The organism is Acidovorax sp. NPDC077693 (assembly GCF_044542805.1).
Taxonomy (GTDB): domain Bacteria; phylum Pseudomonadota; class Gammaproteobacteria; order Burkholderiales; family Burkholderiaceae_C; genus Acidovorax.
Genome location: NZ_JBITVD010000007.1, coordinates 82,401 through 106,004, shown reverse-complemented (window position 1 = coordinate 106,004; position 23,604 = coordinate 82,401). Strand labels below are relative to the sequence as shown.

Here is a 23,604-nt window from a genome sequence, read left to right as displayed (position 1 = left end):
AAATTTGCATCACTGTAGAGCGAAATCGCTGCATTTCAAAGGTGTCGTGGCGACTTAACCTTGAGGCATCGACATCCATCCAACGCAAGGAGCCTCCATATGCCAGCACCCACCCTGCCCCCTGCAGCAAGCCAGCCCACCATGCAGGCCATCGTGTTCGACGACTTCGGCGGGCCCGAGGTGCTGGTGGCCCGCCAGATCACAGCCCCCGAGGTGCGCCCCCACGACCTGCTAGTGCGCAACGCCGCCATCGGCGTCAACCGCGCCGACCTGTCGCACCGCAAGGGCGCCTATGGCCGCGCCTACTTCGGCGATGCGGACACCATGGGCCTGGAGATCGCCGGCACGGTGGTCGAGGTCGGGCCGCAAGTGCGCGGCTTCAGCGTGGGCGACCGGGTGATGGGCATCGTGGGCGGCGGCGCCTACGCCGAGCTCTCGCGCATCGACCACCGCATGGCGATGCACGTGCCCGCGGGCCTGGATCTGATCGCTGCGGGCGCGGTGGCCGAGGTCTTTGTGACCGCGCACGAAGCACTGTTCCACCTGGCCCGCCTGCAGCCCGGCGAGTCGGTGCTGATCCACGCCGCCGCCGGTGGCGTCGGCTCGGCGGCGGTGCAGTTGGCCCACGCAGCCGGTGCCCGCGTGTTCGCCACGGCCGGGGGCGACAAGCGCGGCGCGGTCGAAGGCTTCGGGGCGGATGTCTGCATCGACTACCGCAGCGAGGACTTCGCGGCCGTGGTTGCCGAGACAACGGGTGACCAAGGCGTCGATGTGGTGATCGACTTCATCGGCGCGCCGTACCTGGAGCGCAACGTGCGCTCGCTGGCCGTGGGCGGGCGCCTGGTGGCCGTGGGCCTGCTGGGCGGCGCGCAAGGGGCCGCACTGCCGATGGACGCGGTGCTGTACCGCCACCTGCAGATTTTTGGCACGGTGATGAAGTCGCGCCCGCCCGAGGTCAAGCAGGCCATGGTCCAGCGCTTTGCCCAGCGGTGGCTGCCGGCGCTGGCGGACGGCAGGATCCGGCCCGTGATCGACAGCACCTACCCGCTGGCGGAGGCCGCGCAGGCGCACCGGCGCATGGAGTCGGGCCTCAGCGTGGGCAAGATCCTGTTGCTGCCGGGTGGCACCGGCCCATGACATGCACCCAGGCCTGCATTGCGCGCCCTAGCCCAGGGCCAGGCTGTCGGCATCGAAGGACGGGGGACGCAACAGGTCCTCGTCGATGCCCATCACCTTGCTGGCGCGCTCCAGCGCCTGCCACAGGGGCGCAGGCATCTGCAGGATGTCGTCGGGAGAGGCGGAACGCGCAATCCACGCGCTGATGTCCACGTGCTGCTCGGCGGTGAGCAAGTCCAGGTGCAGCATTTCGTCAATGGTCTTCATCTGTGGCCTATCGGTGGAGGGTCTTGCCGGCGAATGCCCAAGGCTACCTGACAAACCTCCACATGCGGCCAAAACCGCCCATGTCAACCGCAGGCCACGTGAGCTGCACCGGTGCTCATCCGCGCTTCCACGCCGCATGAAAGCCGAACGGCACCACCTGCGGCAGGTGCAGCGTGGCCAAGCACTGCATGCTGGCCGGGTCGATCACGCCGATCACCGTGCCCTCGTCCCCCTCGGCCAGGGTCGGCACCAGCAGCACGCCATCGTCCTCGGCGGTCGAGCCGGGGCGGTCCACGAACAGGGGCTCCAGCTGCACGGCCGCCTTGCGCTGCCAGGTGCCGGCAATGCGCCCGGCGTCCAGGTCCAGCTTCACCGTGCGGTCGAACAGGGGTGCCTGGCCCTCAGGGTCGAAACCTGCGAACCACGCGTGGCGCGACCGCTGGCGCCCCCAGTACGCGCCGTGCACCGAGGGCAGCTCCACGCTGGCCCCGTCCACCAGCGTCTGCGGCTGCGCGCCGCTGTGGCCGGGCTGCAGCCGGTAGCGCTGCACGCGGTGTGTCACACCCACGGGCTCGCCGGCACGCAGGCGCGCCAGGCCCAGAGCGCTGAAGATCTCGGGGCCATCGGTGGTGCACAGGTCCAGCACCAGCGTCGCGGGTGAGCGCCCGTCGGGGCTCGGCTCCTCCCAGGCCTGCACCGCGTGGAAGCTGGCCATCGCGGGTCCCGCCCAGCTGCGCACGCTGCCATCCACCAGCGAGATGGCATCGATGCGCGAGCCTGCGGCAGCGTTCCACTTGAAGTTGTCGATGAAGCCCTTGCCCGACAGCGCCAGCTGGATGGCATGGACCCGCAGGGCCGGCTGCCACACCAGCGCGTGCGTGGGCGTCATCGCAAATGCGTGCAGGTAGCCGGCCTGGCGCACGGCCCAGCGCGCAATCACCTCGCGCGTGCGGCTGCCCGCCACGATCTTGAACAGCTTGTAGGTGCACTGGGGGCCCATCTCCACACCCACGTTCCAGTAGGTGCCTTGCGCATCCGTCAAGCCATGGGCCGACATCACGTGGATCACCTCGGCGTCGTCGTACTCGATGCGCCCGGTGGTCCTGAGCGTGTCGGGGTCGAAGCTGGTCAGCAGCGGCGTCTCGGTCTGCGCCACCCACTGCGAGCCGATGCGCGCCATCACCACCGCGCCGTTGTCGGTGACCACGGGGTGCCGCAGATGACGCAGCCGCTGGAAGAAGCCCCTTGGGTCCGGGGTGCCAAAGGCTGCGCGCGCCGGCTTGCGCGCGGCCAGGCTCTCGCGCAGGTCATCGGTCTGCAGATAGCGGCTGCGGTAGGTTGCACTGGCGCCGCCCATGTCGCCCGGCGCGAACCGGATGCGGTGCAGCATGGCCAGCCCGTCGAACCAATGCTGGTAGCTGCCGTGCGGCAGGTCCCACAGCGCAGGGCCGTTGAGCAGCAGGCTGCCGCCCAGCAGCCAGGGCGGTATGTGCCCGCGGATTTCCACGGGGGCGTCGGTGAGTTCGCGGGCATCGGACTGCAGGCCGCGCAGGCGGGTGGCCAACCCCGCGGGCGCGGCGCGAACAGCCGTGGAGGCAGTGGTCATGGGGCGTTTCAAGCAACAGGCAGACGGCCTCCATCATGACCCAGGTCCCGCCATCGCCCCAGCGCTGTTTGGCCACTGACAACGGCCAAGGACGACCGCGCCGCGCCGCAAAGCAGTTCAAACAACCCTGTGGGCGCGTCTCCATGACGACCCGCCATGAAATCCGGCAGCGGGTGTTCATTATTTGCAGAATCAACTGCACAGGGTATTAACACCCACCATTATTGAAAGCCAAACGAAAGTCAATTGAAAGGATTCTCAATTCCCAGGGTTCCTACCGATCTTCACCTGCAAAATCACGACGAACATATTCCATCCAATGCATTAACCTTGCACCCACCGAATACTTCCAGGCGAATCAGCCTGCAAAGCATTCCAGTTTGCAAAAATAATGACAGGAGATATTGAATGGTGAATATGAACGCTGCGCACAGCCGCCGGCAGTGGCTGGCCGCCGGCGGCCTGCTGCTGGCACAAGCCCATGGCCTGGCCGCACCGCCTGCTGCGCAGGCGCAGGGCGGCAACCGCAAATCGCCGCTGGTCTTTGCCGTGATCACGCCGCGCGGGGCCGATGCCGCGGTGGCTTCGTGGAGTTCATTCATCCAGCGGATTGCGCAGGAACTGGGGCAGCCGATCACCCTGCGCACGTGGGAATCGCCGGACTCCAGCGCCCTGGCGAGCGCATTTGCCAGCGGGGAGATCGACCTCGCCTGGGTGGGCAATTCCACCGCGCTGGCCGTGGTCGAGCGCGGAGTCGGCGAGGTCTTCGCGCAGATGGTGACCGACACCGGCAGCACCGGCTACCACGCCATCATCGTCACCCACAAGGACAGCGGCCTGAAGACTCTGGACGCTGCCCAGCAGCCCGGCAAGGGACTGGTCTTCGCCGACGGCGAAACCAAGAGCTTCTCGGGCCACCTGGTGCCGCTGTACTACGCGTTCGTCAAGCGGGGCATCAACGACCCGGCCAGCCTGTTCAGGGAAGTGCGCCGTGGCAGCCATGTCGAGAACCTCACCCTGGCAGCGCAGCGCAAGGTGGATATCGCCACGGCCAACGACGAAGAACTGGCCATGTTCAAAGCAAAGAATCCCGCACTGGCCGGCCAGCTCGGCATCTTGTGGACATCGCCGCTGATACCGCAGTCTCCGCTGGTATGGTCCACCGCACTCCCCCTGGACCTGCGCCGCAGGCTCCAACACATCGTCACCTCGTTCGGCAAGGACAACGCCCTGGACGGGCAGATTCTCAAACAGGTCAACAACCTCTCGGCGTTCAGAAAATCCAGAAACTCGCAGCTCATCACCGCCGGAGACATCGACATGTTCGTGGCCTGGCAGCAGGTCAACCGCAGCAAGGACCTGTCGGACGCAGACAAGGCGCGGCGCATACGGGCCATCAGCGAGCGGGCGTCGCGGCTGGAACTGCGCCTGAAGCTGCCGCCGAGCGTCTCATAGGCACCGGGGCAACGTGCGCGTGAAGCGCAGGGGCGTGGGGGCGTGGGGGCGTGGGGGCGTGGGGGCGTGGGGGCGTGGGCGATACCATTGCGGGTTTGCGGCCACGCCCAGCACCTTCTTTCTTCCAAGCCATGACCCACGCCACCGAATTCGCCCCCGGCCTTGTTGTCCAGGGCATCGAGCCCCCGCTGTCCCTGTCGAGCTACAAGCTCATCGCCTTCGACATGGACTCCACCCTCATCAACATCGAATGCGTGGACGAGATCGCCGACGCCGCGGGCCGCAAGGCCGAAGTGGCCGCCATCACCGAAGCCGCGATGCAGGGCGTGATCACCGACTACAAGGAAAGCCTGCGCCAGCGCGTGGCCCTGCTCAAGGGCGTGACGGTGCAGCACATGGAGCAGGTGTTCACCGAGCGCCTGCGCTTCAACCCCGGCGCCAAAGAACTCATCACCGCCGCCAAGGCAGCGGGCCTGACCACGCTGCTGGTCTCCGGCGGCTTCACCTTTTTTGCCGACCGCGTGAAGGCGGGGCTCGGCATCGACTTCGCCCGCTCCAACATGCTGGAAGTGGACGCCGGCCTGCTCACCGGCCGCATGGTGGACCAGCCCTGGGGCGACATCTGCGACGGTGCCGAAAAGCGCCGCACCTTGCTGGAAGTGGCGTCGCTCATGGGCATTGCCCCATCGCAGGCCATTGCCGTGGGTGATGGCGCCAACGACCTGCCCATGATGGGCGCCGCCGGCCTGTCCGTGGCCTACCACGCCAAGCCCGCCGTGCGCGCGCAGGCCAAGGTGGCCATCAACGAGGGCGGGCTCGACCGGCTGCTGGAAGTGCTGCGCTGAGCAACGCCTGCTGAAGGCCCTGGATGGGGTATGCGACAGCCTGCCTCGGGTGTTTGCAGGACACCGAAAATACGCTGCAGCCAGGAGCGCCAAACCGCCCCGGTCGCGCTGACGCTGCTGCAGCCTGCCGCTGTGCGCGGCTACTTGTCCTTCTTGGTGCCGGGCGTGAAGAACAGCGCCACGCCCACCGCAATCAGCGCCACCGGCCACCACACCCGCAGCAGCTCGCGCAGGCTGATGCTGATGAGCCCCAGGTTGGTCAGCAGAAAAAACACGCCCAGCACGACCAGAACGATCGCAGCAATATTGCCCTTCATGTGCATTCCCTCGGAGTTGTTGGTGTGGTCTGAGCGCGATTATGGCGGGACTGGAAAGCGCCGCGCCTACGGTGCAGGCCGACCTGCGGCGCCGGCGCGCAGCGGCGTGAGCAGATCGGACAGGCCGTTGTGGTCGATCTCTCGCATCAGCGCCAGCAACTGCCCGAGCTCACCCTGGGGAAAGCCCTCGCGCGCAAACCAGTGCAGGTAGTTGCCGGGCAGGTCGGCCAGCAGCGTGCCTTTGTACTTGCCGTAGGGCATCTGCACGGTGACCAGGCGGTGCAGCTTGTCGGGGTCAATGGCCTGCATCGCTCACCTCGTGGGGTTGTTGTGCACGTGTTGCTGCAATCGGCCTCGCGCATTCTGCGCGCCGCGCCAGGAGATATGGGTAGCTTGCCATGAGGGAAGTGAGGCGTTGGTCAGCTTTCAAGATTAACGCCCGCAGGCGAGGAATCTCGCACTTATGTCGAGAGCGGCAAGGCGGCGCGCGCAAAGAGCTGGCCGCAACGCGCGTGATCAAATAGGCATGGGCTGGAAAATGCTACAAGAAATTCCCCGCCGGTCTATTACAGCCGACCCTCCGCGTTCTCAGATCTCGCCATGAATACTCCTTCGGACCTCACGCTCTGTGACCAAGAGCCCATTCGCATCCCCGGCGCCATCCAGCCGCATGGCCGTATGCTGGTTCTTGACGGTGAAACGCTGGCCCTGCAAGCCTGGAGCGCCAACTGGTTCGATGCAGCTGCCGATGCCCTGGCTGCCATGGACCATCAGGCCCTGCATGCCACACCACCCGGCGGCGTGTCCATGCAGGTGGGTGTGCTCCACATCGATGCCCAGATGCACTCCTGCTGGGCGCATCGCAACGCCACACAGCTGATTCTGGAGTGCGAGCCCACCCCTCCCCAACAGCGGCCGGAGGAGCCCATCTATGGCGTGGCTCGCGATTTTCTGCCCCGTCTTCAAGAGGCCGACACGGTCCAGGCACTGGCCCAGCTGGCCGCGGAAGAATTGCAGCGCCTGACGGGATTCGGTCGCACCCTCGTCTACCGGTTCGACGCAGACGGCCATGGCGAGGTGCTGGGTGAGGCCGTAGCGCCGGGGTACGACAGCTATCTGGGGCTGCACTTCCCCGCGACGGACATTCCGCAGCAGGCCCGAGCGCTCTATCTGTCCAACCGGTTCCGGCTGATTCCGGACGCCAACTACCAGGCGGTCCCCCTGCTGGCCGTGCCCGATGGGCCGACGGCACACGACATCGATCTGTCCCAAGCGTTCCTTCGCAGCGTGTCGCCCGTGCACCTGGAGTACATGCGCAACATGGGCACCCTGGCGTCGATGTCGGTATCCATCGTGGTGGACGGCAAGTTGTGGGGCCTGGCCTCGTGCCACGACCACGCGCCCCGGTATCTGGACTCCGGCATGCGGGCGGCCTGCTCGCTGCTCGGCCAATTCCTCTCCATGCAGATCGATGCCAAACAGGCCACCGCAGAAGTGGCGGCACGGCTGGAGCTGCGAAAGCTGACCCTGCAGCTGGTGGCGCACCTGTCGGACAGCGATGCCAGCCTGCGCCGCATCGTGGACGAGCCGTCGCTCCTGCTGCGCCTGGCCCGTGCCACGGGTGCGGCCGTGGTGCTGGACGACCAGGCCTGGACCGCGGGCGAGACGCCGCCCACCGATGCGTTGCTGGATCTGGCGAACTGGGTCGCGGGCATGGGCCATGAGGTCTATGAAAGTTCGCAGCTCACCGCCCACTACCCGCAGGCAGCCGAATGGCAGACCACCGCTTCAGGCGTCTTGGCCATTTCCATTTCGCAGGTGCATCGCCACGTCATCTTGTGGTTCAGGCCCGAGCTGGTTCAGACGGTGACGTGGGCGGGCGATCCGCGCAAAAGTCGCCAGCCCGATGCGACAGGGCGGATCCACCCCCGCCACAGCTTTGCAAGCTGGGTGGAGCAAATCGGCGGCCATTGCCTCCCCTGGTCCGCGGCAGAGATCGGCACGGCCGGTGAACTGCGCCAGGCGCTGATCGGGGTCGTGCTGCGCCGCGCAGAGGAGTTGGCCGCCATCGCCAGCGAACTGGGCCGCGTGAACAAGGAGCTGGAGGCTTTTTCGTACACCGTATCGCACGACCTGCGGGCGCCCATGCGCCATATCGCTGGCTATGTGGACCTGGTGATGGAAACCGAAGGCACGGCGCTCACCGCCCGTGCACACCGCTACATGGGCCATGTCAAGGATGCGGCGGCATTCGCCGGCCAGTTGGTGGATGCCTTGCTGGATTTTTCCCGCATGGGCCGCACGGCGCTCAAAATCAAGCGGGTGGACTGCAACAGCCTGGTGGAAGGGTTGGTGCGCGAAATCTCCCGCCACGAACGCGATCGGACCATTGAATGGCGTGTGGACCCGCACCTTCCCGTGCTGATGGCCGACCCGCTGCTGCTGCAAGTGGCGGTGCGCAACCTCATGGGCAACGCCGTCAAATACAGCCGCGACAGCAATCCCTGCGTGGTCACGGTGCGGGCCGTTCGCAACGCCGAAGGACAGGGCCTGGAGGTACAGGACAACGGCGTCGGCTTTCAGATGCAATATGCAGCCAAACTGTTCCAGGTATTCCAGCGCCTGCACCAGGCCGAAGAGTTCGAGGGCACGGGCATCGGGCTGGCCAACGTGAAACGCATTGTGGAGCGGCACGGAGGCCGCGTGTGGGCCCACAGCGACGTAGGACATGGCGCCACTTTTGGGTTCGAGATCCCCGAGCCCGGGCACAATGCTGCCAATTTTCAATCTGTCGGGAACGAGTCCGATCATGCTTAAGCCGATTCTTCTGGTCGAGGACGACCTGCGCGACCAGGAACTGACGCTCCTGGCCCTGGAGCGAAGCCAGCTGGCCAACGACGTCGTGGTGCTGCGCGATGGCGCCGCAGCGCTCGACTACCTGCGCCGCGAAGGCGAATATGCCGACCGCGCCGAAGGCAACCCGGCGGTGATCCTGCTCGATCTGAAGCTGCCCAAGGTCAACGGACTGGAGGTGCTGGAAGCGGTCCGCCAGAGTCCGGCACTGCGCAGTGTTCCGGTGGTGATGTTGACCTCTTCGCAGGAAGAAAGCGACCTGTTGCGCAGCTACGAACTGGGTGTCAACGCGTACGTGGTCAAGCCTGTCGAATTCAAGCAGTTCGTGTCTGCCATCGCCGATCTGGGCGTGTTTTGGGCAGTGCTCAATGAGCCGCCCCCAGGGTCCCTGCGCACCAACCGCAGGTACGAGTAGATCTTGGGCACCATGGTCCGATCGGAGCACCCGCTGAGGGTCGTGTTGCTGGAGGATTCCGCGTTCGACGCTGAACTGCTCCAGGAATTCTTGCTGGGTATCTACCCCCGCGCCCACATCGAATGGGTTCGCAATGCCCAGGGCTTTGCGGGCGCGCTGGAGCGCGGCGGTTTCGACGTCATCCTGTCCGACCACGAACTGGGCGGCTTTACCGGCACCGAGGCGCTGGACCTGGCCCGCGAGCGGATGCCGCTGGTTCCCTTCATTTTTGTATCCGGGGTGATCGGCGAGGACAACGCGGTAGAACTGCTCAAGCGCGGCGCGACCGACTATGTGAGCAAGTCGAGGTTGCCACGGCTCGCGTCCGTGCTGGACCGCGCGCTGCGCGAGGTGGCAGAGCGGTCAGCCCGCATCGCGGCAGTGGCCGAGATGCAGACCGCCAAGGAAGAAGCCGAACGGTTGACGGTGGAGCTGGCCCAGCGCGTGCGCGAAGTGGAAACAGGGCAGGCGCGGCTGCGGGCCGCCACCGATGCTGGCGAGCTGGGCGTATGGCAACTGGACCTGGCGCGGCAAGAGCTCATGGCCTCAGGCCACTGCAAGGCCAACTTCGGCCGCGACGAATCCCTGCCGTTTACCTACGCCGAACTGCTGGGCGCCGTGCACCCCGATGACCTGGCGCGCATGCAAGCCTCGGTCGCCCACACGATCGCGACCGGCGAGGACTACCGCATCGAGTACCGGATCGTGCGACCGGATGGCCAGTTGGCGTGGGTGCGGATCATGGGCCGCCTGGAGCGTGACGCGGAGGGACAACCCGCCTACATGGCCGGCATCTCGCAGGAGATCACCGACATCGTGCTGGCCGGCCGGCGTGCGCAGCTGATGGAGCTTCTGGAACGCGATGTCTATGGCGTCCCGCACGAGCCGCATGAAATCGCCTACCGCGCCGCCGAGGCCCTGGGCCGGGTGCTGGACGTGAGCCGTGCTGGCTACGGCTTGATCGACCGCGAGGCAGAGACGATCACCATCGACCGCGACTGGAACGCGCCGGGCATTGAGACCTTGGCAGGCACGCTTCATTTTCGGGACTTCGGCAGCTACATCGAAGACCTCAAGCGGGGGGAGACGGTGGTATTTGCCGATGCCCGCACCGACCCGCGCACGCGCGATACGGCTGATGCGCTGATCGCCATCAGTGCGCAGTCGGTCATCAACATGCCGGTGAATGAGGAAGGCGGCTTGGTGGCATTGCTTTACCTGAACCATGCCACTCTGCGCCATTGGACGGCGGACGAAATGAGCCTCATCCGCGAGGTGGCGCACAGAACCCGCCACGCGGTGGAGCGCCGGCGCGCCGAACAAAACCTGCATGCGCTGGCGAACTCGCTCGAACGCAAGGTCAAGGAGCGCACCGCTGAACTCATGCGGACCGAAGCCGCACTGCGGCAGTCTCAGAAGATGGAAGCCGTGGGCCAGCTGACCGGCGGCCTGGCGCATGATTTCAACAACCTGCTCGGTGCGATCTCGGGCAGCCTGGAGCTGCTCAAACGCCAGGCCGGCAAGGAATCTCCATCCTTGCGCTACATCGAGATGGGCCAGACCGCGACCAAACGGGCAGCCGCGCTCACGCACCGTCTGTTGGCCTTCTCCCGCCAGCAGACGCTCGAGCCCAAGGTCGTGCAGGTCAATCAATTGATCGGCGGGTTCGAGGACCTGATTCGCCGCTCCATAGGACCGCAGGTTGCGCTGGAAGTACTTGCCGGGACCGGCGTGTGGCCGGTGCTCGCCGACCCCGGACAGCTCGAAAATGCGCTGCTGAACCTGTGCATCAATGCCCGCGATGCCATGCCCGATGGTGGCCGCCTGGTGGTGGAGACCACCAACCGGTCCATCGATGAACGCACCGCCAGCGACGAAGGCATGCGGCCGGGCCAGTACGTGTCGATTGCCGTGACCGACGACGGTACCGGCATGCCTGCCGAAGTGATCGCCCGCGCGTTCGACCCCTTTTTCACGACGAAACCCCTGGGAATGGGAACCGGCCTGGGTCTTTCCATGGTCTACGGCTTCGCGCGCCAGTCAGGGGGGCAGGCCAGGATCCACTCGGAAGTGGGCGCAGGCACCACCGTGTGCATCTTCTTGCCGCGGCACCTGGGTGAAGACACTGTCCGCAGTGAGCACACCGCGCAGACGCCACCGCTCGGTAACACCGGGCTGGGCGAGACCATTCTGGTGGTCGATGATGAAGCCTCGGTCCGCGCGTTGATGGCGGAGGTCCTGCGTGAGATGGGCTACCGCGTGCTGGAGGCAGAGGACGGGCTTGGCGCGGTCGAGCTGCTGCAGCACGACCCCTCCGTGACGCTGCTCGTCACCGACGTGGGCTTGCCCGGCGGAATGAATGGCCGCCAGGTGGCCGATGCGGCCCGCACGACGCATCCGGCGCTCAAGGTGCTGTTCGTGACCGGGTATGCCGAAAATGCGGTGCTCAGCCACGGACACCTGCCCACCGGCATGCAGGTGCTGACCAAGCCTTTCGAGTTGCATGTGTTCGGCCAGAAGGTGCAGACGCTGGTCAAGGCTGCGTTCTAGTCGCCGCGCCCCGTCGCCCCCGCCGACCCGGCGGTCGGCGGCGCGGCCTTAACCGCCCGCGCGCTTGACCTTGTGGCCCAGCTTCTGCAGCGCGGCCATCACGCGGTCCACATGGTCGCCCTGCACTTCGATCACGCCGTCCTTCACCGTGCCGCCGCTGCCGCAGGCGGCCTTGAGCTGCTTGCCCAGCTGCTCCAGCGCGGCGTCGTCCACCAGCACACCCTTGACCAGGGTCACGGCCTTGCCGCCGCGGCCCTTGGTCTCGCGCGACACGCGCACGATGCCGTCGCCCGTGGGCAGCGGCTTGTTCTGGTGGCAGACGCACTGCGCCACAGGCTGGCGGCAGCCCGGGCACATGCGCCCCGCGTCGGTGGAGTACACCAGCCCGCCCAGGTCCGCGAACGACTTCATCGCTTGTGCTCCACTTCGTTCTGCAGCATGTGAAAGTCCAGCAGGCGCGTGGCCAGCAGCGTTTCGGTCAGAAAGCACACGAGCGCGAGCAGGAATGAGGCCACCCCTGCCAGGAAGCCCGCCACCGCCAGCCGGTTGGACTGGAAGTTCGTCGTCTCGCCCAGGAACAGCAGGATGATGGTGATGCCGATCAGGAAAGCGCAGAACGTGAGCAGCCCGATGCAGCCATTGGCCAGCCGCCCGCGCAGCCGCAGGTCGGCCAGTTCCTTGTAGGCACGGGCCAGGAATTCGGGCTCGGTGTTGGCGCGTGCGCGGTCTTCCACCACACGCGCCCGGTCGATGATGCGGGCCAGGCGGCCGGCCACGGCGCCGATCATCCCGGAGACGGCGGTGAGCAGGAACACCGGCGCCACCGCGAGCTGGATGCCATGGGTGATGTTGGACGGATCGAGGGTCAGGGCCATGGTTGCGAAGAAGAAGTGACGAAAAAGCAGGCGGCCTGATTATCGGTGCCACCGCCCGAACCCGGGCAGCCCCTGTGCCGCAGCCGCAACTGCGGCGACAATGGCGCCTTCCCTTCCTCCACGCGCAGCGCCCTTCGGCCCCTTCCGGATGTGCCTTGAGTGCGCCCGCCCTGCCCCCTGCCCATGCCCTTTGCTTCCCTCGGCCTGTCCCCGGCCCTCGTCCATGCCGCCACCCAGCTGGGGTTCACTGCGCCCACGCCCATCCAGGCCGAGGCCATACCGGCCATTTTGCAAGGCTCGGACGTGCTGGGCGCCGCGCAGACCGGCTCGGGCAAGACCGCCGCCTTTGCCCTGCCGCTGCTGCAGCTGCTGCCCCTGAGCGCCACCTCCGGGCCGCGCCGCGTGCGCGCCCTGGTGCTGGTGCCCACGCGCGAGCTGGCCGCTCAGGTGGGCGAGGTGCTGCGCAGCCTGGCCCAGCACCTGCAGCAGCCGCTGAAGGTGGCCATCGTGTTCGGCGGGGTGTCGATCAACCCCCAGATGCTGGGCCTGCGCGGCGGCGCCGACATCGTGGTGGCCACGCCCGGGCGCCTGCTGGACCTGGTGGAGCACAACGCGCTGCGCCTGTCCGCCGTGGCGCACCTGGTGCTGGACGAAGCCGACCGCCTGCTGGACCTGGGCTTTGCCGAGGAACTGCAACGCGTGCTGGCGCTGCTGCCCACGCAGCGGCAGAACCTGTTTTTCTCGGCCACCTTCCCGGCCGCGGTGCAGGCGCTGGCCGATGCACTGCTCAAGAGCCCCGTGCGGGTCGAAGTACCCCACACGCCGGGCAACGAGCCTTCCATCGAGCAGCGCGCCATTGCGGTGGATGCTGCCCGCCGCACCCAGCTGCTGCGCCACCTGGTCAAAGAGCACGGCTGGTCGCGCGTGCTGGTGTTCGTGGCCACCCAGTACGCGGCCGAGCATGTGGCTGAAAAGCTCTACAAGGCCGGCATCTTCGCCTCGCCGTTCCATGGCGGGCTGAGCCAGGGCGCCCGCAACCAGGTGCTGCAGGAGTTCAAGGATGAACGCTGGCAGGTGGTGGTGACCACCGACCTGGCCGCACGCGGCATCGACATTGCGCAGTTGCCCGCAGTGGTCAACTACGACCTGCCGCGCTCGGCCGTGGACTACGTGCACCGCATCGGCCGCACGGGCCGCGCGGGCGAAAGCGGCGTGGCCGTGAGCTTTGTGACGGCCGAGGCCGAGGCGCACTTCCGGCTGATCGAAAAGCGCCAGCACCTGGCCCTGCCGCTGGAGCAGCTCGCAGGCTTCGAGCGCACCGAAACGGCCCCGACGGCTGCGCCCGATGCGCAGTCACCCGCCGGCACGGGCGGAATCAAGGGCAGGCGCCCGAGCAAGAAGGACAAGCTGCGGGCTGCTGCAGCGGCGGCCGCAGCCGCTGGCGCAGAACCAGAGCCCGGAAAGGGATAGACCCCGGCAGCAACAAAAAAGCGCCGGGGTATGCCTCCAGCGCTTCGTGGTGTGACCTCGTCACCCAGCGACCGGGCCGCCCCGCTGTCACCGGGTCGGCTGGGTCAGGCCTCTTCGTCGCCCATCCCCTCATCGCCCTCGCCATGAGGCTCTGCGCCAGCGGGCCGCGCCTTGCGCTGGCCGGGCTTGGCGAAGATCTCGACGTAGAACTGCGGGCCACCCTCGGCCGCCACCGCATTGATGCGCTCGGTCAGCGCGGACAGGTGCACCACCTCGGCCGCGTCCTGGGTGCTGCCGAAGCGGCAATCGAAGTCCCAGTAGTCGGCGCCTGGGGGCAGATCGCGGCGGCGTTCGCGCTTGATGTACTTGCGGATTTCGTGTTTGACGGCGTCCAGGATGCGGTCCGGATGCTTGCCTTCGGCGTGGAGTTGGAAAGTTTTTCTCATGGGTGATGGTAGCGCCCCTGACATTCACCCATTCCCACACCAAAAAGCAGGTGCCACAATGGGGCACAACCTCCGGTGACAACCACACCCATGCACCACCCCATCGATCTGCTGCAAGCGCTGCCGGCGGCGGTACTGGTCACCCAGGACGGGGCCGTCCGTTTTGCCAATGCGGCGGGTGCGCAGCTGCTGGGGTTCGACAGCCCGGAGCTGCTGGTCGGCCGGGTGCTCGCCGAGTTCGTGCACCCGCTGGACCAGCGCCGCTCCAACCGGCGCGTGCGGCAGGTGGCGGGGCCCGAGCAGGCCCGCCGGCCCAACAAATCCTCCGAATTCCGCGTGCGCACGCAGCAGGGCCAGCTGCGCATGGTGCTGGTGAGCAGCGTCGCCATCGACTGGGAGGGCGCCCCCGCCGTGCTGATGACCGGCCTGGACATGACGCACCAGAGCGAGATCGAGGCCGAGCTGCGCGAGAGCGAGCAGAGCTATCGCCGCCTGTTCGAGAACATGCAGGACGTGTACTACCGCACCAATGCGCAGGGCGTGGTGCAGCACGTGGGCCCGGCCGTGCGGCGCGTGCTGGGCTACGAGCCGCACGAGATCGAGGGCCGCACGGCCGAGTCGTACTACCCGCAAAGCTCCGACCGCGATGCGTTCAAGGCGGCCATCCTCGCGCAGGGCGAGGTCTCGGACTTCCCCGGCCAGATGGTGCGCCGCGACGGCCAGGTGATCGATATCTCCATCAGCAGCCACGCGCTGTACGACCACGCCGGCCATTTTGCGGGTGTGGAGGGCATCTACCGCGACGTGACGCAGCGCAAGAACCTGGAGCGCGAGCTGCAGCGCCTGGCCACCACCGACATGCTGACCGGCATGGCCAACCGGCGCGCGTTCCTGGAATGCGCCGAGTCGGTGTACGCGCATTCGCTGCGCAATGGCGAGCCCATCACCCTGCTGATGCTGGACCTGGACCACTTCAAGTCCATCAACGACCGCTTCGGCCACCTGGAGGGCGACCGCGCCCTGGCGGCGTTTGCCCAGGCCGTCAAAAGCCAGCTGCGCGCGAGCGACGTCGTGGGCCGCCTGGGCGGCGAGGAATTCGGCGTGCTGCTGCCGCTCACCGCCATCGACGAGGGGCTGGAGGTGGCCACGCGCATCCTCGCCAGCATCCGGGCGCTGCAACTGAGCGACGATGCAGGCCAGCCCTACGGCATCACCGCCAGCATGGGCCTGGGGGCCTTTCGGCAGACCGACCGCAGCCTGCGCGATGCGCTCGACCGTGCGGACCAGGCGCTGTACCTGGCCAAGCACCGGGGGCGCAACCAGATCGCATCGCTGGAGCCCACCGGTCCGCAGCCAGAAACGCCGGGCCACTGACCGCGCCCTCCGGCCGCGCGGCCATCGCCGCCGGGCCACGGCGGGCCACCGCGGGCCCCGGTCAGATCCGCATCCGCTCCTGCTGCAGGTTCCACAGGCAGGCCGCGATGCGCAGCAGCATCTCCATCACGTGCTCGGCGCCGCCGTGCGACAGCTCCAGGTCGTCGATGATCATGGCCAGTTGCGCGATGGCGTCTTCGGGCGTGGCCGCGCCGCCCGTGTGGGCGATCTCTGCAATGGCGATGAGGACGTCCGTCCGGTTCATGGGGATGGGCACGGGGTGGTCGGCGCGGGTGTTCACCGGGGCGCCATGGACAGCCGGGGCTGTACTGCGGTGTCCGCGCCGGCCAGGCGCAGCGGCTCGTCGCCGGCCGCCGCGGCCTGCGGGCCCAGCTGGAACTGGCGGATCACATCCAGCAGGCGCCGGGCCTGGTTCTTCATGCCGGTGGAGGCCGACGAGCTGTCGTCCACCAGCGCCGCATTCTGCTGCGTGGCCACATCGAGCTGGCGCACGGCCTCGCCGATCTGCGCGATGCCGCGCGCCTGCTCCTGGCCCGCGCCCTGGATCTCGCTGATCAGCTCCACCACCTGGTCCACATGGCGCACGGTGTTGGCCACGCGCTCGCCCGCCTGGCCGACCAGGGTGGAGCCGCGCTCCACACCCCGCACGCTGGCGGTGATGAGGCCGCGGATCTCACGCGCCGCGGTGCTGCTGCGCTGCGACAGACCCCGCACCTCGCCCGCCACCACCGCAAAGCCGCGCCCCTGCTCGCCCGCCCGGGCCGCCTCCACCGCGGCATTCAGCGCCAGCAGGTTGGTCTGGAAGGCGATGTCGTCGATGACCTTGATGATGTCGTTGATCTTGCGCGACTGGGCGTTGATCTCCTGCATGGTGGCGATGACGTCCTGCATCACGCTGCCGCCTTCGTTGGCGACCTTGCTGGCCTCTTGCGCCAGCCGCGTGGCGCGGCCTGCGTTGTCGGTGTTGTGCTGCACGGTGGCGGTCAGCTGTTCCATCGATGCGGCCGTCTCCTGCAGGCTCGATGCCTGCACCTCGGTGCGGCGGGCCAGGTCTTCGGCACCGCCCGCGATCTGCACCGCGTCGCGCGCCACGGTCTCGGTGCTGTCGCGCACCTCGGTGATCACGCGCACCAGCTGGCCGTTCATCTCGCGCAGGGCGCCCAGCAGCTCGGCGGTCTCGTCGGTGCCGCGCACCTCGATGCACGCGCTCAGGTCGCCCCCGGCCACCGTGCGCGCCACGGCCACGGCCTGCTGCAGCGGCCGCGAGATGGACCGGGTGATGACCACCGCCATCGCCGCACCTGCCAGCAGCGCCAGCGCGGTGGCGGCCAGCATCCACACGTGGATGGTCTCGCTCATGGCGCGTGCGGCGCCGAATTCATCGGCCGCCACGCGCACCTGCAGTTCCACCAGCCGCTGCACGGCGTCCTGCACCTTGGCGGCGTGGGGCCGGATCTGGTTGATGTACAGCTCGGAGCCGTCGTCGTACTTGCCGCCCACCAGCGCGGCGGCGGCGGGGATCAGCCCCTGGTCTAGGTAGGTGGCATTGGCCTGTGCGAACGCGCGGGCCAGTGCGCCTTCTTCGGCACCGAGCGGCTGGGCGGTGTAGGTCTTCCACAGCGTGCGGATGCGCTCCACGTTCGCCGTGAGCGCCGCGTGGGTGGCCTGGTTGGCAGTGCCCGGGTCCATGAGCATGTCCATCACCAGCACGCGGTTGCGCTGCGTGAGGTGGCTGATCTCCGCCAGCACGCCCAGCGGCACCGTGCGGTCGCCATACAGCGCCGCGCTGCGCTCGGTCAGGCGCTTGGCGCCGCTGATGCCGCCTGCGGCCAGTGCCGATAACAAGAGCAAAAGCACCGCGAACGCCAAGGCCAGGCGGGTGCCGATTTTCATGGTCTGGAGCATGTGAACTTTCTGGTCGACCCGGCGGACTGGCAGCCTTGGGAAGCGGCTGCCTGTGCGACATATCCGCCGGTGTTCAGATACTATTTGTTTCAAGTGACAAAATCATGACTTGGTATTCATTCGCCCCTTGATAATCCATTCACGATAATTTCATTATCTTGAAATTGATTATCTGCAACAAAGCAATGCACCGTACCTGGCATCTACGCCATGTAGCATGACTGCACAGGCAGCGGTTCCATCGCCAACGCCCGGCCAGCACCGCACTCCACGATAATTCGCACTCACAGAAAATATCCCGGGCACCATGGAAATCGAATTCAAGTTCTGCATTCCCCCAGCGCAACTGGCCGCCGTCACCGCCGCCGTTCGCCGCGGCCGGCACACGCCCATTCGCATGGAGGCGCGCTATTTCGACACGCCCGATGCCGCCCTGTCGTCCCGCGGCATCGCGCTGCGCCTGCGGCGGGAAGGCGACCGCTGGGTGCAGACCGTGAAGGCCCTGGGCGAGGGCCCGCTGGACCGCCACGAGCACAACGTGGAGCGCGGCGCGGCCAGCCCGGCTGGCGCACCCGCGCTGCAGCCCGACCTGCATGCGGGATCGCCGGCCGGAGACATCCTGATGCGCGCGCTGCAGGGCGCGGCCGGCCCCCTGGCAGAGACGTACGGCACCGAGATGGACCGCATCACCCGCGACATCCGCTTTGCCGGGGGCATGGCCGAGCTGGCGCTCGACACCGGCCGCGTGGTGGCCCGCCGCGGCACCCCGCAGCAGCAGGAGGCCCGCATCTGCGAGCTGGAGCTCGAACTTAAAACAGGCCCCGTGGCCGGCCTGGCCCGGCTGGCCGACACCTGGGCACGCCAGCACGGCCTGGTGCTGAGCACCATTTCCAAGGCTGAACGCGGGGAGCGGCTGCTGGCCCCGCAGTGGGTGCGCCCGGCGGTGTCGGCCCGCCCGCTGCGCGCGGGCAGCGCCGCGCCGTTGTTTCTGGATGCGGCCCACCTGCAGCGCACCGTGCTGTCCCACTGCTTGGTGCAGATCCTGGCCAATGCCAGCGAAATCGTCGAAACCACGCTGCCCACCACCGACCTGGCCGAGCATGTCCACCAGCTGCGCATCGGCATCCGCCGCCTGCGCACCGCGCTGCGCGAGCTGGACGCCCTGGCCCCCGGGCGCTTTGCCCCGCACTGGGAGCCTGCGCTGCGGGACGTGTTCCAGCGCCTGGGCAGCCTGCGCGACCGCGAGCAGATCCTGCGCGCCTTCAACGCCGAACTGCGCGATGCGGGCGCACCGGCCTCGCTGCTGATGCCGCTGGGCGACGCCCCAGGCCATGCCGCGGCGGACATCGTGCGCACGCCGGCCTTTCAGTCCGCGCTGGTCGAGCTCATGGGCTTCACCGCCGACAAGGCGGAGCCCACCGACGGCGCACAGGCCCTGCCCCCGAAGGACGTGCGCCGCACACTCCAGAAGAAGCTGCAGTCGCTGCGCACCCAGGTGCTCGCCGACGGGCGCCGCATCGACACGCTGGCCGCGCCCGCGCAGCACCGCCTGCGCAAACGCTTGAAGCGCCTGCGCTACCTGGCGGAGTTTCTGGTGCCCGCCTTCGATGGCGACGAGGGCGATGCCTTTCTGCAGAGCTTGCGCCCCGCCCTGGCCGCGCTGGGCCGGCTGCACGACGAACGCGTGGCCAGCGACCTGTACACCGAGATCGCCACCCGGGACGCCCGCGCCTGGTTCGGCGTGGGCTGGCTGGCCGCCCGGCGCCAGCGCACCACCACGGCCAGCCGCAAGGCCCTGGAGCGCATTGGCGAGGTGCCGCGCCTGCACAAGCCCAAGACCCCGAAGGTCCCTAAGGCAGCAAAGGCAGCAAAGGCGCGCAGGCCCTGACCCCGCCGCCGGGCACCGGGCACCGGGCACAATCCCCAGCATGACGGCCCCCACCCCACCCCGGCGCGCACTCGCGCACGGGCAGACCCAGACCCCTTCCCCCACCACCGCCACCACCGCCGACACCGCCCCCCACGGCCGCGCGCACCCATCGCACCACCAGGCCATCCCCGGCAAGGAGCAGATCGCCCTGCTCGACGCCTTCGAGCGGCTGGGCATGGACAGCATCACGCTGGTGCGCACGCAGGAGCAGGCCGACCGCGCGCGCGACGCGCTGTGCAAAGCCACGGCCTGGGGGTTCGACACCGAATCCAAGCCCACCTTCGTGCAGGGGGAGGCGTCGGACGGCCCGCACATCGTGCAGCTGGCCACGCTGGAGCACGCCTGGGTCTTTCAGCTGCAGGATGCCGGATGCCGCGCGCGAGTCGCCGAGCTGCTGGCCCTGCGCGGCGTGACCAAGGCAGGCTTCGGGCTGGGGGACGACACCAAGCGCATCAAGGCCAAGCTGGGCGTGGAGCCCGCCGATGTGCTGGAGCTCAACACCGTGTTCCGCCAACGCGGCTACCGCAAGGACATGGGCGTGAAGGCCGCCGTGGCCGTGCTGTTCAACCGGCGCTTTCTCAAATCCAAGAAGGCCGCGACGTCCAACTGGGCCAACGACCGGCTGACCGAAGCGCAGGTGCTCTACGCCGCCAACGATGCCTGGGCAGCGCTGCGGGTGTTCCATGCGCTGCAGGTGCCTGCCGCACCCGCTGCGTAAGGCGCGGTCGATTCAATTGCTATAAAAACAATAGCTGCTAGCGCTTGACTATCAAGCGGTAGGGCCTTTTTTTATATCAAATCCGCTGCCTGAATCGCTCGCGGCGTCACCTACTGGTGCAGCGTGGTGTGGTGTGTGCTGCGCCCATCACAACCGCGCAGCCAGCCGCGCCGCCTGGTCGATGGCGCGCTTGGCATCCAGCTCCCCCGCCTCCAGCGCGCCGCCGATCAGGTGCGGCTTGCGGCCCTGGGCCTCCAGCGCCTGCGCGAGGCTGGCCAGCGGCACCTGGCCCGCGCACAGCACCACGGTGTCGCAGGCGATCCAGGTGGGGTCCTCGCGCTTCTCGCCGTACGACACCAGCAGGCCTTCGTCGGCAATGCGCTCGTAGTTCACGCCACCCACCATCTGCACGTCCTTCATCTTGAGCACCGTGCGGTGGATCCAGCCCGTGGTCTTGCCCAGGCCGCCACCGAGCTTGCCCTTCTTGCGCTGCAGCAGCGTCACCTGGCGCGCCGGCGGCGTGGCGTGCGGCCCGGCGGGTGCCAGGCCACCGCGCGCTGCGGCCGGGTCGGTGATGCCCCATTCGGCCTGCCACGCGCTCACGTCGAGCGTGGTGGATGGGTGCTCGCCGTGGGTCAGAAACTCGGCCACGTCAAAGCCGATGCCGCCCGCGCCGATGATGGCCACGCGCTCGCCCACCGGCTTGCGGTGCCGCAGCACGTCGATGTAGCTCAGCACCTTGGGGTGGTCCTGTCCGGGGATCTGCGGGTCGCGCGGCAGCACGCCCGTGGCCACCACCACCTCGTCGAAGCCCGCCAGGTCCGCCGCCTCCACCACGCGGTTCAGGTGCAACTGCACGCCGGTGTCCTCCACCCGCGTGGTCAGGTAGCGCAGCATCTCGTGGAACTCCTCCTTGCCCGGGATCACCTTGGCCATGTTGAGCTGGCCGCCGATGGCGGGCGCCGCGTCGAACAGGTGCACCTCGTGCCCCCGCTCGGCCGCCACCGTGGCCGCCGTCAGGCCCGCAGGCCCGGCGCCCACCACGGCGATGCGCTTGCGGGCCGACGGTGTGGCGATGGGGCGGTAGACCAGTTCGGTCTCGTGGCAGGCGCGCGGGTTGACCAGGCAGCTGCTGGTCTTGTTCTGGAACACATGGTCCAGGCAGGCCTGGTTGCAGGCGATGCAGGTGTTGATGCGGTCGGCCCGGCCCTGGGCGGCCTTCTTCACAAAGGCGGCGTCGGCCAGCAGCGGGCGGGCCATCGACACCATGTCGGCGCAGCCGTCGGCCAGCACGGCTTCAGCCACCTCGGGCGTGTTGATGCGGTTGGAGGTGACCAGCGGCGTGGCAATGCCTGCCGCCGCGAACTCGGCCTTCATCTTCTGCGTGACCCAGGCAAACGCCGCGCGCGGCACGCTGGTGGCAATGGTGGGCACCCGCGCCTCGTGCCAGCCGATGCCGGTGTTGACGATGTTCGCACCGCCCGTGGCCACGGCCTTGCCCAGGGTGACGATCTCGTCCCAGCTGCTGCCGCCGGGCACCAGGTCGATCATCGACAGGCGGTAGATGATGATGAAGTCCGGCCCCACGGCCTCGCGCATGCGGGCCAGAATCTCTACCGGCAGGCGCATGCGATGGCTGTAGTCGCCGCCCCAGGCGTCCTGGCGCAGGTTGGTGGTCTGCGACAGGAACTGGTTGATGAAGTAGCCCTCCGAGCCCATCAACTCCACGCCGTCGTAGCCCGCCTCGCGCGCCTTCACGGCGCAGTTGACGAACGCGCGGATCTGTCGCTCCACCCCGCGGGCCGACAGTGCGAACGGCGTGAACGGCGAAATGGGCGACTGCAGGCGCGAGGGCGCCACCGCCAGCGGGTGGTAGGCGTAGCGGCCCGTGTGCAGGATCTGCAGCGCGATCTTGCCGCCCGCCTCGTGCACGGCCCGCGTGACCACCTGGTGGCGCCGCGCCGCGCCCGACGTGGACAACGTGCCCGCAAAAGGCTTGGCCCAGCCCGCGATGTTGGGCGCAAAACCGCCGGTCACGATCAGGCCCACATCGCCCTCGGCCCGCTCGCGAAAATACGCCGCCATGCGCGACAGGTCGCGACCGTCCTCCAGCCCCGTGTGCATGGAGCCCATGAGCACGCGGTTCTTGAGCGTGGTGAAGCCCAGATCCAGTGGCGCGAGCAGGTGCGGGTACAAGGCTGCGCCGGGCGTGGCGGCGGCGGCTGCAGGGAAGGCTGTGGGAGCGGCGAAAGAAGACTGCATGGGCACCATCGTGGACTAGAAATATTTTCTAGAACTTTATTCTAGAATTACATGCCATGGCAAGCCGCACTTCCCCCAACCCGCCCGCCCCTCCGACCGAAGCCACCGCAGACCGCCGCCAGGACATCCTGAACGCCGCCCTCGCCTGCGCGGCCGAAGGCGGCGTGGACGCGGTCACCATCGACGGCGTGCGGGCCCGCTGCGGGGCCAGCGTGGGCAGCATTTATCACCACTTCGGCAACCGCGACGGCATCGTGGCGGCGCTGTTCTTCGACATCTTTCACGACCAGTCGCGCAGCGTGCAGGCGCAGCTCGATGCCTCGCGCGGCGTGGAAGCTGGCGTGCGCGCCCTGGTCACCGGGTACCTCGACTGGGTGGTGGCGCAGCCCGAGCGGGCGCGCTTCTTGTTCCAGGCCCGGGGCGCCGTGGCGGCGGGCCCGCGCTCGCCCGACCTGGCCGAGGCGGCCCGCCGCCGCAACCAGGCGCTGGTGGCCTGGTTCGAGCCGCAGCGCCGCGCCGGTGCGGTGCTGGACTTGCCGTGCGAGCTGATGCCCTCGCTGGTGATGGGGCCGGTGCAGAGCTATTGCCGGGCCTGGCTCTCGGACCGCGCCGGGCCGGGCACGCTGCCGTCGCCCGAAACCTACCGCAGCGAGCTGGCCGCGGCAGCGTGGCGCTCGGTCAAGGCGTGACAGCGCGGCCCTGGCGGCTGTTGCGACTGCCGGTCAGCCCGCTGCGCCCGCCTTGCGGCGCCAGGCCCAATGCACAGCCCCGGCCAGCAATGCTCCCGCCGGGCCGATGATGACAAGGTTCCACAGCGGCATGAACAGCAGGCCGAGCGCGGCGGTGGAGCCCGCCGGGGCCACGAAGACGCTGTAGTGCATGTACAGGTCTGCCACCAGGCACGCGGCAGCCGCCCCCAGGGCCCACGCCGCCCAGCGGCCCCGTGCCAGCCAGGCAGAGATGGCGTACGGCGCGCACGAGAAGACCCACAGGCCGATGAGAAATGCGCTGGCACCCGCGCCCTCCTCGCCGCCCGCTGCCTTGAACACTACCGTGTAGAGGTGCAGCGCGGCGCCTGCGCCGCACAGGGCCAGGGCCGATTGGGTGAGCGTGGAGGATGGCATGGGCAGCCTTTCGACG

The 23,604-nt window shown here is 68.2% G+C and carries 22 protein-coding genes; 11 read left to right on the top strand and 11 right to left on the bottom strand.

The window, feature by feature from the left end:
* Window positions 1-99 precede the first annotated feature (99 nt).
* Window positions 100-1,137 (top strand): NAD(P)H-quinone oxidoreductase, encoded by a 1,038-nt coding sequence (locus ACIGHN_RS11395; RefSeq protein ID WP_396504443.1) that lies wholly within the window; start codon window positions 100-102, stop codon window positions 1,135-1,137.
* A gap of 27 nt (window positions 1,138-1,164) precedes the next feature.
* On the opposite strand, the gene ACIGHN_RS11390 is transcribed toward ACIGHN_RS11395, so the two are convergent.
* A complete protein-coding gene (locus ACIGHN_RS11390) occupies window positions 1,165-1,383 on the bottom strand; it encodes a hypothetical protein (RefSeq protein WP_396504442.1) in 219 nt (72 codons plus the stop codon).
* 115 nt (window positions 1,384-1,498) lie between these two features.
* Window positions 1,499-2,989 carry a carotenoid oxygenase family protein gene (locus ACIGHN_RS11385; protein ID WP_396504441.1) on the bottom strand — a complete coding sequence of 497 codons (1,491 nt, stop codon included), beginning with the start codon at window positions 2,987-2,989 and terminating at the stop codon, window positions 1,499-1,501.
* A 408-nt stretch (window positions 2,990-3,397) separates the two neighbouring features.
* On the opposite strand from ACIGHN_RS11385, the gene phnD reads away from it, so the two are divergent.
* Entirely contained in the window at window positions 3,398-4,444 is a 1,047-nt protein-coding gene (phnD, locus tag ACIGHN_RS11380) for a phosphate/phosphite/phosphonate ABC transporter substrate-binding protein (protein ID WP_396504440.1), read from the top strand.
* A 131-nt stretch (window positions 4,445-4,575) separates the two neighbouring features.
* Entirely contained in the window at window positions 4,576-5,289 is a 714-nt protein-coding gene (gene serB, locus ACIGHN_RS11375) for a phosphoserine phosphatase SerB (protein WP_056418443.1), read from the top strand.
* A gap of 140 nt (window positions 5,290-5,429) precedes the next feature.
* Here the strand turns inward: serB and ACIGHN_RS11370 are convergent, their stop codons facing one another.
* Both ACIGHN_RS11370 and ACIGHN_RS11365 read right to left on the bottom strand, forming a co-directional pair.
* On the bottom strand, window positions 5,430-5,606 hold the full coding sequence (locus tag ACIGHN_RS11370) for a LiaI-LiaF-like domain-containing protein (RefSeq protein ID WP_200912439.1): 177 nt from the start codon (window positions 5,604-5,606) through the stop codon (window positions 5,430-5,432).
* A gap of 66 nt (window positions 5,607-5,672) precedes the next feature.
* Window positions 5,673-5,906, bottom strand: coding sequence for a DUF3820 family protein (locus ACIGHN_RS11365; RefSeq protein WP_396504584.1), 234 nt, complete (start codon window positions 5,904-5,906; stop codon window positions 5,673-5,675).
* Between the two features lie 300 nt (window positions 5,907-6,206).
* On the opposite strand from ACIGHN_RS11365, the gene ACIGHN_RS11360 reads away from it, so the two are divergent.
* Genes ACIGHN_RS11360 through ACIGHN_RS11350 form a run of 3 tightly spaced genes read left to right on the top strand, consistent with a single transcriptional unit; the run spans window position 6,207 to window position 11,463 of the window.
* Entirely contained in the window at window positions 6,207-8,423 is a 2,217-nt protein-coding gene (locus ACIGHN_RS11360; protein WP_396504439.1) for an ATP-binding protein, read from the top strand.
* Window positions 8,416-8,874: a response regulator gene (locus ACIGHN_RS11355; RefSeq protein WP_056169456.1), complete on the top strand. Its 459-nt coding sequence runs from the start codon at window positions 8,416-8,418 to the stop codon at window positions 8,872-8,874. Before ACIGHN_RS11360 ends, ACIGHN_RS11355 begins: the two co-directional genes overlap by 8 nt.
* A gap of 12 nt (window positions 8,875-8,886) precedes the next feature.
* Entirely contained in the window at window positions 8,887-11,463 is a 2,577-nt protein-coding gene (locus tag ACIGHN_RS11350; RefSeq protein WP_396504438.1) for a response regulator, read from the top strand.
* Between the two features lie 48 nt (window positions 11,464-11,511).
* Here ACIGHN_RS11350 and ACIGHN_RS11345 read toward each other — a convergent pair whose 3' ends face one another.
* The gene (locus ACIGHN_RS11345; protein ID WP_056418447.1) at window positions 11,512-11,874 is read right to left on the bottom strand and encodes a translation initiation factor Sui1; all 363 of its coding nucleotides are present in this window, start codon (window positions 11,872-11,874) and stop codon (window positions 11,512-11,514) included.
* Window positions 11,871-12,338 carry a DUF2721 domain-containing protein gene (locus ACIGHN_RS11340; RefSeq protein WP_056169461.1) on the bottom strand — a complete coding sequence of 156 codons (468 nt, stop codon included), beginning with the start codon at window positions 12,336-12,338 and terminating at the stop codon, window positions 11,871-11,873. Before ACIGHN_RS11340 ends, ACIGHN_RS11345 begins: the two co-directional genes overlap by 4 nt.
* A gap of 183 nt (window positions 12,339-12,521) precedes the next feature.
* Here ACIGHN_RS11340 and ACIGHN_RS11335 point away from each other — a divergent pair, with 183 nt between their 5' ends.
* The gene (locus ACIGHN_RS11335; RefSeq protein ID WP_396504437.1) at window positions 12,522-13,808 is read left to right on the top strand and encodes a DEAD/DEAH box helicase; all 1,287 of its coding nucleotides are present in this window, start codon (window positions 12,522-12,524) and stop codon (window positions 13,806-13,808) included.
* A gap of 104 nt (window positions 13,809-13,912) precedes the next feature.
* Here the strand turns inward: ACIGHN_RS11335 and ACIGHN_RS11330 are convergent, their stop codons facing one another.
* Window positions 13,913-14,254: a DUF6172 family protein gene (locus ACIGHN_RS11330; RefSeq protein WP_396504436.1), complete on the bottom strand. Its 342-nt coding sequence runs from the start codon at window positions 14,252-14,254 to the stop codon at window positions 13,913-13,915.
* Between the two features lie 90 nt (window positions 14,255-14,344).
* Between ACIGHN_RS11330 and ACIGHN_RS11325 the strand changes: the two genes are divergently transcribed.
* Window positions 14,345-15,628, top strand: a complete 1,284-nt coding sequence (locus ACIGHN_RS11325) for a diguanylate cyclase (RefSeq protein WP_396504435.1) — start codon at window positions 14,345-14,347, stop codon at window positions 15,626-15,628.
* Window positions 15,629-15,689: 61 nt separating this feature from the next.
* Here ACIGHN_RS11325 and ACIGHN_RS11320 read toward each other — a convergent pair whose 3' ends face one another.
* Entirely contained in the window at window positions 15,690-15,893 is a 204-nt protein-coding gene (locus ACIGHN_RS11320) for a hypothetical protein (protein WP_056170610.1), read from the bottom strand.
* Between the two features lie 32 nt (window positions 15,894-15,925).
* Window positions 15,926-17,542 (bottom strand): methyl-accepting chemotaxis protein, encoded by a 1,617-nt coding sequence (locus ACIGHN_RS11315; RefSeq protein WP_396504434.1) that lies wholly within the window; start codon window positions 17,540-17,542, stop codon window positions 15,926-15,928.
* Between the two features lie 319 nt (window positions 17,543-17,861).
* Here ACIGHN_RS11315 and ACIGHN_RS11310 point away from each other — a divergent pair, with 319 nt between their 5' ends.
* On the top strand, window positions 17,862-19,442 hold the full coding sequence (locus ACIGHN_RS11310; RefSeq protein ID WP_396504433.1) for a CYTH and CHAD domain-containing protein: 1,581 nt from the start codon (window positions 17,862-17,864) through the stop codon (window positions 19,440-19,442).
* Window positions 19,443-19,482: 40 nt separating this feature from the next.
* Window positions 19,483-20,202 carry a 3'-5' exonuclease gene (locus ACIGHN_RS11305; RefSeq protein ID WP_396504432.1) on the top strand — a complete coding sequence of 240 codons (720 nt, stop codon included), beginning with the start codon at window positions 19,483-19,485 and terminating at the stop codon, window positions 20,200-20,202.
* 147 nt (window positions 20,203-20,349) lie between these two features.
* On the opposite strand, the gene ACIGHN_RS11300 is transcribed toward ACIGHN_RS11305, so the two are convergent.
* Complete coding sequence (locus ACIGHN_RS11300) at window positions 20,350-22,464, bottom strand: FAD-dependent oxidoreductase (protein ID WP_396504431.1); 2,115 nt, start codon at window positions 22,462-22,464, stop codon at window positions 20,350-20,352.
* 56 nt (window positions 22,465-22,520) lie between these two features.
* On the opposite strand from ACIGHN_RS11300, the gene ACIGHN_RS11295 reads away from it, so the two are divergent.
* Window positions 22,521-23,153 (top strand): TetR/AcrR family transcriptional regulator, encoded by a 633-nt coding sequence (locus ACIGHN_RS11295; protein WP_056418464.1) that lies wholly within the window; start codon window positions 22,521-22,523, stop codon window positions 23,151-23,153.
* A 33-nt stretch (window positions 23,154-23,186) separates the two neighbouring features.
* On the opposite strand, the gene ACIGHN_RS11290 is transcribed toward ACIGHN_RS11295, so the two are convergent.
* Window positions 23,187-23,588, bottom strand: a complete 402-nt coding sequence (locus ACIGHN_RS11290) for a hypothetical protein (RefSeq protein WP_056169476.1) — start codon at window positions 23,586-23,588, stop codon at window positions 23,187-23,189.
* Between the last annotated feature and the right edge of the window lie 16 nt (window positions 23,589-23,604).

What these genes read in the sequence shown, in the direction of transcription:
- phnD (WP_396504440.1), top strand. Translation starts at nt 3,398, where the DNA reads ATGGTGAATATGAACGCTGCGCACAGCCGCCGGCAGTGGCTGGCCGCC.
- ACIGHN_RS11315 (WP_396504434.1), bottom strand. Translation starts at nt 17,542, where the DNA reads ATGAAAATCGGCACCCGCCTGGCCTTGGCGTTCGCGGTGCTTTTGCTC.
- serB (WP_056418443.1), top strand. Translation starts at nt 4,576, where the DNA reads ATGACCCACGCCACCGAATTCGCCCCCGGCCTTGTTGTCCAGGGCATC.
- ACIGHN_RS11330 (WP_396504436.1), bottom strand. Translation starts at nt 14,254, where the DNA reads ATGAGAAAAACTTTCCAACTCCACGCCGAAGGCAAGCATCCGGACCGC.
- ACIGHN_RS11395 (WP_396504443.1), top strand. Translation starts at nt 100, where the DNA reads ATGCCAGCACCCACCCTGCCCCCTGCAGCAAGCCAGCCCACCATGCAG.
- ACIGHN_RS11290 (WP_056169476.1), bottom strand. Translation starts at nt 23,588, where the DNA reads ATGCCATCCTCCACGCTCACCCAATCGGCCCTGGCCCTGTGCGGCGCA.
- ACIGHN_RS11370 (WP_200912439.1), bottom strand. Translation starts at nt 5,606, where the DNA reads ATGAAGGGCAATATTGCTGCGATCGTTCTGGTCGTGCTGGGCGTGTTT.
- ACIGHN_RS11320 (WP_056170610.1), bottom strand. Translation starts at nt 15,893, where the DNA reads ATGAACCGGACGGACGTCCTCATCGCCATTGCAGAGATCGCCCACACG.
- ACIGHN_RS11345 (WP_056418447.1), bottom strand. Translation starts at nt 11,874, where the DNA reads ATGAAGTCGTTCGCGGACCTGGGCGGGCTGGTGTACTCCACCGACGCG.
- ACIGHN_RS11360 (WP_396504439.1), top strand. Translation starts at nt 6,207, where the DNA reads ATGAATACTCCTTCGGACCTCACGCTCTGTGACCAAGAGCCCATTCGC.
- ACIGHN_RS11310 (WP_396504433.1), top strand. Translation starts at nt 17,862, where the DNA reads ATGGAAATCGAATTCAAGTTCTGCATTCCCCCAGCGCAACTGGCCGCC.
- ACIGHN_RS11385 (WP_396504441.1), bottom strand. Translation starts at nt 2,989, where the DNA reads ATGACCACTGCCTCCACGGCTGTTCGCGCCGCGCCCGCGGGGTTGGCC.
- ACIGHN_RS11350 (WP_396504438.1), top strand. Translation starts at nt 8,887, where the DNA reads ATGGTCCGATCGGAGCACCCGCTGAGGGTCGTGTTGCTGGAGGATTCC.
- ACIGHN_RS11305 (WP_396504432.1), top strand. Translation starts at nt 19,483, where the DNA reads ATGACGGCCCCCACCCCACCCCGGCGCGCACTCGCGCACGGGCAGACC.
- ACIGHN_RS11335 (WP_396504437.1), top strand. Translation starts at nt 12,522, where the DNA reads ATGCCCTTTGCTTCCCTCGGCCTGTCCCCGGCCCTCGTCCATGCCGCC.
- ACIGHN_RS11300 (WP_396504431.1), bottom strand. Translation starts at nt 22,464, where the DNA reads ATGCAGTCTTCTTTCGCCGCTCCCACAGCCTTCCCTGCAGCCGCCGCC.
- ACIGHN_RS11390 (WP_396504442.1), bottom strand. Translation starts at nt 1,383, where the DNA reads ATGAAGACCATTGACGAAATGCTGCACCTGGACTTGCTCACCGCCGAG.
- ACIGHN_RS11295 (WP_056418464.1), top strand. Translation starts at nt 22,521, where the DNA reads ATGGCAAGCCGCACTTCCCCCAACCCGCCCGCCCCTCCGACCGAAGCC.
- ACIGHN_RS11325 (WP_396504435.1), top strand. Translation starts at nt 14,345, where the DNA reads ATGCACCACCCCATCGATCTGCTGCAAGCGCTGCCGGCGGCGGTACTG.
- ACIGHN_RS11355 (WP_056169456.1), top strand. Translation starts at nt 8,416, where the DNA reads ATGCTTAAGCCGATTCTTCTGGTCGAGGACGACCTGCGCGACCAGGAA.
- ACIGHN_RS11340 (WP_056169461.1), bottom strand. Translation starts at nt 12,338, where the DNA reads ATGGCCCTGACCCTCGATCCGTCCAACATCACCCATGGCATCCAGCTC.